This is a genomic window from Pectobacterium araliae (genome assembly GCF_037076465.1).
GTDB lineage: Bacteria > Pseudomonadota > Gammaproteobacteria > Enterobacterales > Enterobacteriaceae > Pectobacterium > Pectobacterium araliae.
This window is the reverse complement of sequence record NZ_AP028908.1, coordinates 1,854,909-1,867,763: the sequence shown is the minus strand read 5'-3', so window position 1 is coordinate 1,867,763 and position 12,855 is coordinate 1,854,909. Positions and strand designations below refer to the sequence as shown.

Annotated in this window: 9 protein-coding genes and 3 pseudogenes; 5 read left to right on the top strand and 7 right to left on the bottom strand. The window is 48.3% G+C overall.

Going from position 1 to position 12,855, the window contains the following annotated elements; translation table 11 throughout:
* Positions 1-46: 46 nt before the first annotated feature.
* Positions 47-259 carry a KTSC domain-containing protein gene (locus AACH44_RS08485; protein WP_261849145.1) on the top strand — a complete coding sequence of 71 codons (213 nt, stop codon included), beginning with the start codon at positions 47-49 and terminating at the stop codon, positions 257-259.
* Between the two features lie 87 nt (positions 260-346).
* Here AACH44_RS08485 and AACH44_RS08480 read toward each other — a convergent pair whose 3' ends face one another.
* Entirely contained in the window at positions 347-1,435 is a 1,089-nt protein-coding gene (locus AACH44_RS08480; RefSeq protein WP_338659563.1) for an oxidoreductase, read from the bottom strand.
* 264 nt (positions 1,436-1,699) lie between these two features.
* On the opposite strand from AACH44_RS08480, the gene AACH44_RS08475 reads away from it, so the two are divergent.
* Positions 1,700-3,211 (top strand): sugar ABC transporter ATP-binding protein, encoded by a 1,512-nt coding sequence (locus AACH44_RS08475; protein WP_261849143.1) that lies wholly within the window; start codon positions 1,700-1,702, stop codon positions 3,209-3,211.
* Positions 3,212-3,282: 71 nt separating this feature from the next.
* Entirely contained in the window at positions 3,283-4,203 is a 921-nt protein-coding gene (locus AACH44_RS08470) for an ABC transporter permease (protein WP_261849221.1), read from the top strand.
* A gap of 175 nt (positions 4,204-4,378) precedes the next feature.
* On the opposite strand, the pseudogene AACH44_RS08465 reads toward AACH44_RS08470, so the two are convergent.
* From AACH44_RS08465 to AACH44_RS08455, 3 genes and pseudogenes are all read right to left on the bottom strand, one after another.
* Positions 4,379-4,918, bottom strand: a pseudogene (locus AACH44_RS08465) (IS1 family transposase).
* 78 nt (positions 4,919-4,996) lie between these two features.
* The gene (locus AACH44_RS08460) at positions 4,997-5,464 is read right to left on the bottom strand and encodes a DUF6392 family protein (protein WP_261850222.1); all 468 of its coding nucleotides are present in this window, start codon (positions 5,462-5,464) and stop codon (positions 4,997-4,999) included.
* Between the two features lie 401 nt (positions 5,465-5,865).
* A pseudogene (locus AACH44_RS08455) lies at positions 5,866-7,275 on the bottom strand (type VI secretion system PAAR protein); the annotation flags it as partial.
* A 59-nt stretch (positions 7,276-7,334) separates the two neighbouring features.
* Here AACH44_RS08455 and AACH44_RS08450 point away from each other — a divergent pair.
* Positions 7,335-7,472 carry a hypothetical protein gene (locus AACH44_RS08450; protein ID WP_338659562.1) on the top strand — a complete coding sequence of 46 codons (138 nt, stop codon included), beginning with the start codon at positions 7,335-7,337 and terminating at the stop codon, positions 7,470-7,472.
* Between the two features lie 30 nt (positions 7,473-7,502).
* Positions 7,503-8,214, top strand: a pseudogene (locus tag AACH44_RS08445) (IS1 family transposase).
* Positions 8,215-8,563: 349 nt separating this feature from the next.
* Here the strand turns inward: AACH44_RS08445 and AACH44_RS08440 are convergent.
* The 3 genes from AACH44_RS08440 to yieE all read right to left on the bottom strand — a co-directional run bounded on the left by AACH44_RS08440 (position 8,564) and on the right by yieE (position 12,820).
* Positions 8,564-9,553 carry a 2-hydroxyacid dehydrogenase gene (locus AACH44_RS08440; protein ID WP_338659561.1) on the bottom strand — a complete coding sequence of 330 codons (990 nt, stop codon included), beginning with the start codon at positions 9,551-9,553 and terminating at the stop codon, positions 8,564-8,566.
* Between the two features lie 783 nt (positions 9,554-10,336).
* On the bottom strand, positions 10,337-11,812 hold the full coding sequence (locus tag AACH44_RS08435) for an amino acid permease (RefSeq protein ID WP_261849894.1): 1,476 nt from the start codon (positions 11,810-11,812) through the stop codon (positions 10,337-10,339).
* 135 nt (positions 11,813-11,947) lie between these two features.
* Positions 11,948-12,820 (bottom strand): DNA-binding transcriptional regulator YeiE, encoded by an 873-nt coding sequence (gene yieE / locus AACH44_RS08430; RefSeq protein WP_261849893.1) that lies wholly within the window; start codon positions 12,818-12,820, stop codon positions 11,948-11,950.
* Between the last annotated feature and the right edge of the window lie 35 nt (positions 12,821-12,855).

Here is a 12,855-nt window from a genome sequence, read left to right as displayed (position 1 = left end):
GGTATATCGTCAGGATGCGGTATTGATACGTTGGGAGTGGTTAATTTTGCAGAGAAAACGAGTGGCATCAACAGAGTTGTTTTCAATTGGATACGATGCAGAAAAAAGTCAGTTAGAAGTCGAATTACTCAATGGGAGCATCTATCTCTACAGCGGCGTAGCACGCATGATTTATGAAGAGCTGATGGCAAGCAAAACGAAGTATCGTTACTACGCCAGCTATATCAAAAACTCATTCCCCTACGAGAAAACGCAGTAGCTTTTAAAGATAAAAAGCCGTGATTTTTAAAGATAAATCATAGTCTTTTGGGCGGGGAATGCTCTCCGCCCTTCTCTTTCTACACGCTTATTTTCCAGCAAATTCAACGGCAGTAAACGCCGCCAGCAAGACCGCTTCATTTAACGCCAATGGCAGATAGTGAATGGACTCCCCTGTTTGCAAAGTACGGACAATCACGGCCTGAAGCGCAACACGGTCATGAATATCGACATCCAGTTCAGCCAGCGATGTCGGCAAACCAAACGCCTTAAACGCCGCTTTCAACTGGTGCAGCGTTTCGCTATCGCCCAACAAGGCAGCCTGCACCAGAATGCCATAAGCCACTTTGGTGCCATGCAGGAAACGTTCGGTTTGCGGCAACACCGTCAAACCGTTATGAACCGCATGCGCCGCCGCTACTCGGGTGTATCGTTCACCCAGTCCGCCCACCATCCCGCCACCAGCAATGATCGCATCCACCACATCCAGAAAATCCTGCGTCAACTCGCCACGCTTTGCGGCCTCTAATGCCGCAGCGCTTTGTTGCAACAATACATTGCGGATATCCCGCGCAGTCTGTAAGCCAAGGCGGACAGAAAGGGGCAACGTATCAGGCTGGGGGCTGAGAACAACGGCCTCATACCATTTTGCCAGCGTATCTCCGACCCCAGCCAACAGATATTCTACCGGCGCGGCTAGCATAATCCGCGGTTCAACCAGTACCAGATGGTTGGCATCGGTGAAAATTTCAAAGCGCAACGCCTGCCCGGCATCGTTATACCAGACGGACAGCGGCGTCCAGGCCGCACAGGTTGCCGCAATGGTCGGGATCGCCACCAGCGGCACGCCAATATGGCGCGCGGCGACTTTCGCGGTATCCAGCACCGCACCGCCACCGACGCCAATGACGACCTGACATGCATCGCCCGCCTGCGCGACCAGTTTTGCGACTTCCCCCTCGCTGCAATGCGCGCCAAACTGAACGCGTCGGGCAGAAGGCGCATCGAACTCGGCCGGTAAATAAGGTCGCGCCGCGGCGATAGCCCGCTCACCGTAGATCCACAGTGCGTTTTTCAACACCTCTGGCGGATAAAATTCCAGCAGCTTATCGATAGCGCCAGAGAAAGAAAAATAGTTGGCGGGACCAACCTGTACGCGAACTGTTATGGTATGCATGTTTGACTATTCCTCGCCGCACTCTTTTGAGCATGGATCTTATCTTATGTTGGTCTGGTAGATGAATCTTCTGCGCTACCCTATTGATAACGCCATCTTATTCACTTAATTACGGCAGATTAAGAACTTTTTTACTTAATTTATGCTTTTTCGTTCATAGCCAACGCCTTTCAAAGACATGAAGCTGTATTAAATTCTCTGGGATATATGCTACCTTTCTTTTCCGTTATTTCATGACCTTGATCGCCAAGAGCGTTACCGACCATGATTTCTACCGCCCAAAGCCGACTGGAAATGCGCAACATTTCCATCTCCTTTTCTGGTTTCCACGCCCTCAAGCAGGTTAATTTCACTCTGGAAGGGGGATCGATTCATGCCCTGACTGGCGCAAATGGTGCGGGTAAATCCACGCTCATGACGATTTTGTCAGGTGCTTACGATCACTATCAAGGCGATATTCTGATTAATGGTAAGACGGTCGATGTCCATTCGCCGCGTGATGCCAAGCAGTACGGCATTCATCTGGTGCAGCAGGAAGTCGATGTCGCGCTGGTTCCCACGCTGTCCGTGGCGGAAAACATTATGCTGGATACGCTGGCGCAGGAGGGACATCTGCTGAGTTGGCCGCAGATCTATCGTCAGGCGCAGGCGCTACTCGATCAGCTTGGCGTTCACCTTAATGTTCGTCAACGGTTGGATACCTGCTCGCTGGCTGAAAAACAGCAAATCCTGCTCGCCCGCGCGTTATCCCACAAATGTCGCTTCCTGATTTTAGATGAACCCACCGCCCCATTGGATCAGGCTGAAAGCGCGCGTCTCTTTCAAGTGGTTCGCCGATTACAGGCAGAAGGCATCGGGATCGTGTTTATTTCTCACCGTATCCATGAGTTGAGTGAAATCTGCGATACGTTGACCGTTCTGCGAGACGGTGAGTTTGTCAGCAGCGGCGCGATGCAGGGGCTCAGCGGCGAGGAAATTGTAGAAAGAATGCTGGGGCATCGGCTTGACGATATCTTCCCTCCGCGCCGTACCACACCTTCAGACAACACGCTGCTTCAGGTCACCGGTTTGCACGACGAGACGCTGCTGCACAATATTTCGCTCACGCTGCGCAAAGGGGAAATTCTGGGTATTGCCGGGCTGGCTGGCGCTGGGAAAACCGAGTTGTGTAAAGCGCTGTTCGGCGCAGAACCCTGCCAGATCGCACAAGGTGAATATCGCGGTAAACCCTGGAAGCCGCATTCCCCTCATCGTTCCGTCGAGCAAGGTCTGGCGCTGGTTCCTGAAGAACGGCGCAAGGAAGGCATTTTTATTGATGAATCTGTCACCATGAATCTCAGCATCACCGCCACCGACAGCTTTTCCCGCTGGAGCTTATTCAGCCAGGGCAAAGCATGGCGCTGGGCTAAACAGATCGTTGAACAACTTGCAGTTCGCACCACCGGCCCGGCGCAAAAACTGGCGCGCCTATCGGGGGGCAACCAGCAAAAAGTCGCCATCGGCAAGTGGCTACGCAGTGAAGCACAGGTTCTGATTTTTGATGAACCCACCAAAGGCGTGGATATCAAGGCCAAACAAGATCTGTTCACGCTGATTGACAACCTCGCCCGTCAGGGCAAAGGCATTATTTATGCGTCAGGCGAGTTCTCTGAACTGGTCGGGCTCTGCGATCGCATCTGCGTGCTATGGGATGGCCGGATTGTCGCAGAGTTGAACGCCGCTGAGATTGATGAAGAAACCCTACTTTTATATTCAACTGGAGGAACTCCCGCGTGAGTCACCCACTTTCATCTAACGGGGCGCTCCCCTTCCGTCACCACGTTTTCGAGTTTCTCTATAAGTGGGGCATGCTGATCACAGTTGTCGCGCTGATTGCCCTCTTCGGACTGACGTCGGACAATTTTCTCGACCCGTATAACATCATCAATATCCTGCGCTCTATCGCCATTGTTACGGTGATTGCGATTGGCGTTTCCATCTCGCTTTCCGTCGGCGGATTCGACCTTTCTGTCGGGTCGACAGCATCGCTGGCCAATGCACTGGTTATCTCACTCTTTGTCTGGCATGGATTCGGCACCACTGGCGCAATTATTCTGACGCTTCTGCTATGTACGCTGGTTGGGCTATTCAACGCCTTTCTCATCGTGGTGCTAAAGATCCCCGATATGCTCGCGACACTCGCCAGCCTGTTCGTCATTCAAGGCGTGGCGATGACGTATAGTTATGGCGGTTCCATCACGCAGAATATGGTGTTGCCCAGCGGCGAAATGGCGGAAGGTATCATTCCCGAATTCTTTGCCACGCTGGGCCAGGTGCCCGTCATTGTGATCATCATGCTGGCAGTGACAGTGCTGGTGCAGCTCTATCTGTCCCTGACTAAGCACGGTCGCCGGATGTACGTCATTGGCGGCAACCCAGAAGCCGCTCGACTAGCGGGTATTCGCACGGCGCGTTATCGGGTACAGGCGTATGTGTTCTCTTCACTACTCGCGGCACTGGGCGGCATCTTACTCGCATCTCGCATCGGCTCTTCACAGGTTAATGCTGGGGGCGGCTATTTAATGGATGCGGTTGCTGCGGCCTACATCGGTTTCTCGCTAGCGGGGTCCGGCAAACCAAATGCGCTGGGTACGCTACTCGGCGCCGTCATCCTCGGCGTCTTGCAGAATGGACTGGTGATGCTCTCCGTACCTTATTACGCTATGGATATCATCAAAGGTCTGGTTCTCGCGCTCGCGCTAGCAATGACGTATATCCAGAAACGCTGATACTGTTCAGATCCGCCCCGTTCATCCGAGTTCGGGGCGGATTTGCAATCCTGCCCACCACTATCGCCCTTCATTAAATCGGATTTTTCCCACAAAAAATATCACTGCGTCCGTTTTATTATTTACTTCCGTTATTATTAAGAAATAAATATTCCCTCACACAACAGAGAGATGGTTATGACTCAAATGCGTTGTAATGGTGTTTTTCAATGTAGGTCCCGATGACTTTTTCATGTATTTCAAATGAACGGGAAAAGCAGGTTGTTTTCCTCGCCAGGCGTTTAATGTGAATTCGTAAATTAAGGTTATGCTGTTCAATTCGCTGCGTGAATATCTTAACAAAGCCAGTGCTGCTGTTTTTTATTCCCCACGAATGACCCTTGCTCATCCAGTTCACAAATCAGGGTGAGATCGTCATAGACGGTGGGTTTGCTTGTTACTTGTCGCGGCGCGAGTTTTTTAATGTGCTCATGACGGTGTTCATACTGATTTTCAGAACTCGCCCCGTGTCTCTGACCCCAGTTCCATTCATAGCCATATCGACAATTTTTTCTTTTGTTCCGGGCTTATGGGCGTTATAGCGGTAGTTAATCTGGAAAGTACGGCGACAATGTTGACAGTAATATCGGGGAAATCCTGCCTTTCCCGTTCCATGCTTACAGACGGGTTCTGTTTGCTGACAATATCGGCAGGAAACTTCGATAGTGACGGTCATAAGACGTATCACTTAAAAGTGAATGATTTATCAAAAAACGCTTTAAGTCCTCCCCCCTTTTTGGAACCATATCATCTATTACCAACGAAGTTCAGATGTTGGAAGGTATGTGACCGCCACTACCATTTCATACATGTCATAGCGGATTTGCATCGTAACTGGAATATGAAGGCCTCTGAGGGAGAATCGTTCAACCCAGCCAATTTCCTGTTTCATTATCACTCTTGGTGGAATACTATTTTCTGGTTCACCAATATTTTTATGCACCCACTGGCGCGACATACTTTTCTGCAACGGGAAAGGCAATTCATTGGGAAATACCCAGCTTTTCACTTTGTCATATTGAATTCGTAACGTCATCTCCTGAAAGGTAAGATCATCACGTTTAAAGGATAAATAAATACCTTCTTTAGCCATAACCAAGCTAAGATTAGGATCACCTGAAGTTGCTGAAGGCATTGTTTTGTATGGTAATAATCCAGACTCATGTATTTCTTTGTAACTTTTTCCAAAACTACCTATCAAAGCTTCAACATTTACAGTCATTTGTACAATCCTTGATCAGTATTTAATCGATGCATCTTCTTTCTTGCTGTTTCAAGTTGTTTCTCAGTAACACCATACTCTTCTTTAAGGACTGGTTTTATCGCATCAAAATTTAGATCCAATGCTTCTCTAAGATTCTTAGCGTGTTTAGCTATTAAATCTAAGTTATTACGCCCACCGTAAGTTTGGCTGATTTTTTGATGAACTTTTTTTGGTATGATAATAGCTGCCACTTGGTTAGCCATAGAATCAATTAAGTCGCGCTCCAATTCAGGATATTCCTGTTCCAGATACCGCTTTACTGCTGCTTTTGATGGCATATGATCCGCATCATACTTCCCTTGTCGTGAGCGCCCGATGAAATTACTGTATAAATCAACATCAAGCAAGTTAACAGGGAGTTTACTCAGATAAATATAAATCGGTGGAAACGCATTCTCCGGGAACACCAGAATGTAATCACGGAAATCTTTCTCGTCCGGCATCGGTGTGGCAAGAATGCTGACATCATCCATCTCTGGAATTTCAAATCCTGGCACTGCTGACGGAATAACAGGCTGTTCACCGTGTGCCGTATCCGTGGGTAATGCCATACCCAGATTATCCGGCGTCCATAGAATCGTTGGCCCGGTTGCCCCCTCTTCCCAGAACTCATAACGATTGTTGGGGAAATCGTATTTAAGTAGTCGGACACGTACCTGATCGCGTCCGCTTTCCATACTGGTGTGGTAGCCAACCGTTTTCAGCCTGTCTGTTTCCTCATCTTCCACCCACTGATAACGCACACGACTGGGGACGGTTCCCTGCTTGTTAGCCACCTCAAGTAATTTTTCAGGTGTCAGCAGATCGTCTTTTTCACCTTTCAGATGGTGCTGAATCAACGCCCCCATCAGCAAGAAACTCTGCGCCATCTGCAACTGGCCTTGCCAGATTGATGGACCAGACAAGTGTTTCATCTGATGTGTCAATGCTTTCGCCGCATCCTGATTGGCCTGTGACACAGCACCACCCGCAGCAGCTGTCGCACCCGCCTGTGCTGCCGTACCTGCTATTACCAGTTGTTGAGGTGGCGGCAACATGGCAGCATCGACTTTACCCACTAGCAGGTTAAATATCGTTTCATACCACGGCTCCATCGGGGGTATCTGAGGCTTGTTAATCACACCGGGCGAGCTCTGGGGTAACGGTTCGTTTTTTCCGGTAAATGATTGGGGGGGAGAAACAACAGAAGACGTGTTTTTCTTTTTCGCCGCCTGCTCATACTGTTTCACATCATTAGGTTTATCAGTTGGAGCGATGGATTCACCAGCAGGTGAGGAGAAATAGACACTCATTTCCCCAATATTGCCCTGTGGCTCATCTTCCGTTCCCGCATCCGTACAACCCGCACCACGTAAGCAGGATTTGGCAAAAACAGGCTCGACTGCCAGCATCGGGGTTAATGCCAACAACGGCGCACGGCTCAACGCTGCTTGTTTCGCGCATTCCCAAACCGGAGAACGATGAGGGGTATCACCAATAATCACGTTGCCACTGCCGGAGATAATCACCCCACCACAATTGATGTCATCACCAATACGCGCTGCGGGTTTGCCGTTAATGATAACAGTCGATGAGCCTTCAGCTATTTTTCGGGAATGAACACCATGTGGTGCATTGGGACAGGGACAACCGTGAAGCAGAACCGTATCGCCTTTGCGAGCGGCTGGCTGACCATTAATAATCACGTCAGGGCTGCCTTCGGTTATCGGCGTTTCAGGGAAGCAGTCGTGACCACTTCCGATATCGTTAAGACGGGCTGCACCCGGCATTGTCATTTTCCTTTGATAGTAAAACATTCCTTTTGATGACTGAATGTTGAGCGCTTTTTATGGATGATTCAATACCGAAACCTGTATCAGACTTGGATACCGAGGCTGTTGACGAAATTTTTATTTATGATGAGATATTATTTTATAAAAACACTTGTCTTGCTAAAAATGGTAATGACTTAAAAGAGTTTTTTTGATAAATCATTCACTTTTAAGTGATACGTCTTATGACCGTCACTATCGAAGTTTCCTGCCGATATTGTCAGCAAACAGAACCCGTCCGTAAGCATGGAACGGGAAAGGCAGGGTTTCCCCGATATTACTGTCAACATTGTCGCCGTACTTTCCAGATTAACTACCGCTATAACGCCCATAAGCCCGGAACAAAAGAAAAAATTGTCGATATGGCTATGAATGGAGCTGGGGTCAGAGACACGGGCGAGTTCTGAAAATCAGTATGAACACCGTCATGAGCACATTAAAAAACTCGCGCTGCGACAAGTAACAAGCAAACCCACCGTCTATGACGATCTCACCCTGATTTGTGAACTGGATGAGCAAGGGTCATTCGTGGGGAATAAAAAACAGCAGCACTGGCTTTGGTATGCATTTGATACAAAAAGAAAACAAATTCTTGCCCATGTATTTGATCCCCACACGGATGAGACCTGCCGGAAGCGGCTCGATTTGTTGAAACCTTTCCATATAGGTTTTTTCACCACCGATGACTGGGGCAGCTACGCACGAGAAATCGAGTCAAAAAAACACCTGACAGGTAAGATATTCACGCAGCGAATTGAACGGCATAACCTTAATTTACGAATTCACATTAAACGTCTGGCGAGGAAAACAACCTGCTTTTACCGTTCATTTAAAATACATGAAAAAGGTATCGGAGCCTACATTGAAAAACACCATTACAACGTATCTGAGTCATAACCCTTCCTTCATTAAATAGGATTTTTCCCACAAAAAATATATCACGCATCCGTTTTATTATTTACTTCCGTTATTATTAAGAAATAAATATTCCCTCACACAACAGAGAAGTTAATCAGAATAATCACAAATAATAACGTTTTCGCTTTAGCTCTGATATGCTGCACTTTCATTCTCTCGCAGATATCTTTCATGCCTTCACGGATATAGTGCATCTGATGTAGATAATCGATGATAAAAAATTCAATCTGATGAAACGTTCAATTTTAGTAATCAATTAAAATTGATGAACATCATATTTTCGCTGCCGGGCAATATTCACTCATACCCGGCGAAATCAAATTACCTCTTATTTGTATCCGTTCTGCTGGGCATACTCATCAATATTTTCAATTGTCTTTTCCATCAACAGTTGCAGCGATGAACCAGACGTCCAGGAGATATGTGGTGTAATCAAAAGATTAGGCAAGGTTTTAGCCGCCACCATCAGGGGGTTGTCTTTTTGCGGCGGCTCCTGTGTCAGGCAATCCAGCGCAGCACCAGCAATGCTGCGCTCGTGTAATGCTACAGCCAATGCGCTCTCATCAATCAGCCCACCTCTGGCGGTATTAATAATAAACGCCGTTGGCTTACACAGTGCGAGCGTCTCCAAATTGATCAGATGCTGCGTACTCGCTTTTAGCGGGCAGTTGAGTGAAATGACATCCGCCAGACGCAGAACATCCTCAAACGGCAAATACCCAGCACGACACAGCGAGACGCCTCTATGCTCGGCAAAAATCACCTTCATTCCCAGCGCCTGCGCCAGACGAGCCACTTCCTGCCCAATCGTGCCCGCACCGATGATACCCAACGTGGAACCTGCAATGTCCTTGACCGGATGATCAAAATAAGTAAATTGCGACTGGCTAGCCCAGCGATCGCTCAGTTGATCGCGATACCATGCCATCAGGCTGTGTTTCAGCGCGAACATCATGGCAATCACGTGTTCAGACACGGCTTGCGTAGAATAACCCGGTACATTTTTGACCGTGATACCCCGCTCTTTGGCGGCAGCAAGATCGATATTGTCAGTCCCTGTTGCCGTCACAGCAATCAGCTTCAGCGCAGGTAACGCGGCCAAGGTATCGCGCGTTAATAACGTTTTATTCGTGATGATCACGTGAGTGTCTTTTGCGCGGGCGATAACCTGATCGGGAGAGGTATAGCTATATTCAATCCATTCATGGCGGCATTGTGGACGCCTAAAACTCGTCTTTTTTAAGGAAATGGTTTCAGGCAGTGAGCCTTTATCCAAAAAGGTAATTTTTAACATCATCGTGCCCTGGTTGCTATTCATACACTGATTAACGATTACAGATATCAAGGACTCCATAATCGGTAATCACGACAGGTATTCTCATACAAAACTAATGAATTAAATTCTCTGTATGACACAGGACAACGAACGTATTAATAACGTTACCCCCCTGTTTCATCGAAAATCCATCACTCCGTAACGTGAAGCGTAGTCAGCATTAAAGCAATTAACAATACCTAATATAATGAATTTCACGCATCAACATGGTTATCGGCGATATTCAGAAATATCACAAAAAAAAATAAAATTCCGTGGATAATTGCGTATTGTTCTGATGCCATCAGCAAAGAGATGGCGGCAATAACGGGTAATAACGACCCCCGCCGTTAATCAGAAAGAATAACAGTGCGAGAAAAACAGCAGAAGCGGTGCCAGGTGGCTGGAGAGGGAAAGCGAGCGGAGGGCATCCTCCCCGGAACAAACTTGCCCATTCCGAGGAGGTGTTGCATCAGAAGTTGACGTTTACTGATAGCCAGTAGTTACGTCCTGACTGGACAGAGCCTGAAGTCACACGGCTGAAAGAGTAATAATCAGCGGTAGTAAATGCGCCCCTTCCTGAACCGTAAGTGCGGATACCGCTGGTGAAATCCTTATCTAACAGGTTATTTACTGCTCCCTTCAAGGTATAGTTTACATTGAGCTTTTTGTCGAACACATTGTAATGATCGGGAAATGGCTGTAGATGAAAATTAAAATCATTTACATGCGTAATAAAAAGGCGACGCCCTTCAGGGAGTCGCCCGTTAACTACGCGCTTACAATTTAGTCTTTATGATCCGGGAACGTCATATCCTGATACTTAATGAAGCCCGTTCCACGATACAACTTATAGCCGAGCCAAATCAGTAGGAACAGCGGAATACCGATATATGTCGCCGTCACACCATACCAATCAATATTATCTTCCAGAAACGCCTGATAATTTTGCCCCAGCGTGATAATCAGGCAGAGCACAAACGCGAAAATCGGACCAAGCGGGAAAAAATTCGATAAATAAGGCAAGCGGCTAAGGTCATGGCCCTGCATCACATAGCCACGGCGGAAACGGTAATGGCTGATTGCGATCCCCAGCCAGGCAATAAAACCTGTCATACCAGAGGTATTCAGCAGCCACAGATAAACCGTTTGATTGCCATACAAAGAAGACAGGAAACACAGCGCCGCGACTACCGTTGTGGCATATAGTGCATTACGCGGCACACCACCTTTCGACAGCTTAGCAAAAATGCGCGGTGCTTTACCTTCCGATGCCAATGTAAACAACATACGCGTAGAGGCATACATCCCAGAGTTACCCGCCGATAGCACCGCCGTCAGGATGACCGCATTCATCACCGCAGCGGCAGACAGCAGACCCGCATTCTCAAACACGAGCGTGAACGGGCTAACCGTAATGTCTTTTACATCATTACGCAGCAAGTTCGGGTCGGTATACGGAATAATTAAGCTGATAATCAGAATCGCGAAGATGTAGAACAGCAGGATGCGCCAGAAAACCTGGCGAATCGCACGCGGTATATTTTTTCCCGGATCTTTAGATTCACCGGCAGCGACACCAATCAATTCCGTGCCCTGGAAAGAGAAACCAACAATCATCGCCACACCGATCATGGCGGAGAATCCTCCCGCAAACGGCGCATCACCGATTTTCCAATTGTGGAATCCGGCATTTTCCGCACCGCTCATGATCCCCGTAATCATCATCACGCCAACGGCAATGAAAATAATGACCGTCGTCACTTTAATCAGTGAGAACCAGTACTCGGCTTCACCAAACCCTTTCACGGAAATGTAGTTAAGCAGGAACATCAGCGCGAGAAACAGGGCGCTCCAGATCCAGCCCGAAACCTCGGGGAACCAATATCCCATGACCAACTGTGCAGCAACCAGATCGACCGCGATGGTCACCGCCCAGTTGTACCAATAGTTCCACCCCAACGCGAAGCCGAAACCTTCTTCAACATAGCGGGAACCGTAGGTAGAGAACGAGCCAGAAACCGGCATAAATGCCGCAAGTTCGCCCAGGCTGGTCATCAGGAAGTAAACCATCAGCCCAATCAGGGCATAAGACAGGAGTGCGCCCCCCGGGCCCGCTTGTGAAACCGTCGCCCCCGAAGCGACAAATAACCCGGTTCCAATCGATCCGCCAATCGCGATCATCGTTAAATGCCGCGCTTTTAGTTCACGGCGCAGGGTCGGTGCGCCCTGTGTAGTTTGTTGAATATCGTGCTGAGCCATTGTTATCCTGCATGCTCGTGCTAAAAATCGAGGCGGGATTGTAGCAAATAGCCCTGCTCTGAATAGTTAAGATCGTCGAGTTATAAGAGAGCTTAATAACTCACGTCCGATTATTAGCAGAAAAAAATAGTCCCGCTATACCGTTTCACAGCAATAACTCAGGAAACGCCGCAACACATTTGAAAGATGTTTCTGCCGATGGTGCACCAGATACAAGGTACGCGTGAGCTTAGGCAATGGCACTTTCAATTCTACCAGCGAGCCTACCGCCAGTTGATCAGCAATCACATGCCGTGACAGACAGCTGATGCCAATCCCGTGGCGTACCGCATGTTTAATCGCCTCTGAATTGCCCAGTTCCATCACCAGATGAAAATGCGACAGGTGCGTTAGCAGCAAATGATCCAGCACTTCGCGTGTGCCCGAGCCGCGTTCACGTAAGATCCAGTGTGCGTCCGCCAGCGCGGCTAATGATACCGCGCCCCGACTGAGTGGATGCTCAGGAGAACAAAATACCACCAGCTCATCTTCCAACCAGGGTTGAGTAATCAAATCAGGATGATGGCAAGGCCCTTCAATCAAACCCAAATCGACACTGAATTCAGACACACGAGTAATGACATCTTGGGTATTGCCGACATGCAGTTCAAGCGGAATGTCAGGATAGTCATGACGATAGCGGGCAATCATCGCAGGCAATAAATAGTTCCCAATGGTACTGCTGGCATAAATACGCAGCGCCCCATTGTCACGCCGGAAGAGTTGTTCAATCTCGATCGACTGTTCAAGTAGCGCCAGCGCCTTAGGATAAAGCAGGCGGCCATGTTCATTAACCACCAGCCGTTTACCCACGCGATCGAAGAGTTGAACGCCCAATTGCCCTTCTAAATCGGCCAAAGCAGCGCTGACAGCCGATTGAGAAAGGGCGAGTACAACGGAGGCTTGCGTTGTTGAACCACTTTTCAGAACTTCGGCAAAGACTTCCAGTTGACGTAACGTGATATGCATAGTGCGCTCTTTATCTGAAATATCTATAGGTTATA

Excerpts from the sequence above, each read along its gene's own strand:
- AACH44_RS08480 (WP_338659563.1), bottom strand. The coding sequence starts at position 1,435 with ATGCATACCATAACAGTTCGCGTACAGGTTGGTCCCGCCAACTATTTT.
- AACH44_RS08475 (WP_261849143.1), top strand. The coding sequence starts at position 1,700 with ATGATTTCTACCGCCCAAAGCCGACTGGAAATGCGCAACATTTCCATC.
- AACH44_RS08470 (WP_261849221.1), top strand. The coding sequence starts at position 3,283 with ATGCTGATCACAGTTGTCGCGCTGATTGCCCTCTTCGGACTGACGTCG.
- AACH44_RS08460 (WP_261850222.1), bottom strand. The coding sequence starts at position 5,464 with ATGACTGTAAATGTTGAAGCTTTGATAGGTAGTTTTGGAAAAAGTTAC.
- AACH44_RS08450 (WP_338659562.1), top strand. The coding sequence starts at position 7,335 with ATGGATGATTCAATACCGAAACCTGTATCAGACTTGGATACCGAGGCT.
- AACH44_RS08440 (WP_338659561.1), bottom strand. The coding sequence starts at position 9,553 with ATGAATAGCAACCAGGGCACGATGATGTTAAAAATTACCTTTTTGGAT.
- AACH44_RS08435 (WP_261849894.1), bottom strand. The coding sequence starts at position 11,812 with ATGGCTCAGCACGATATTCAACAAACTACACAGGGCGCACCGACCCTG.
- yieE (WP_261849893.1), bottom strand. The coding sequence starts at position 12,820 with ATGCATATCACGTTACGTCAACTGGAAGTCTTTGCCGAAGTTCTGAAA.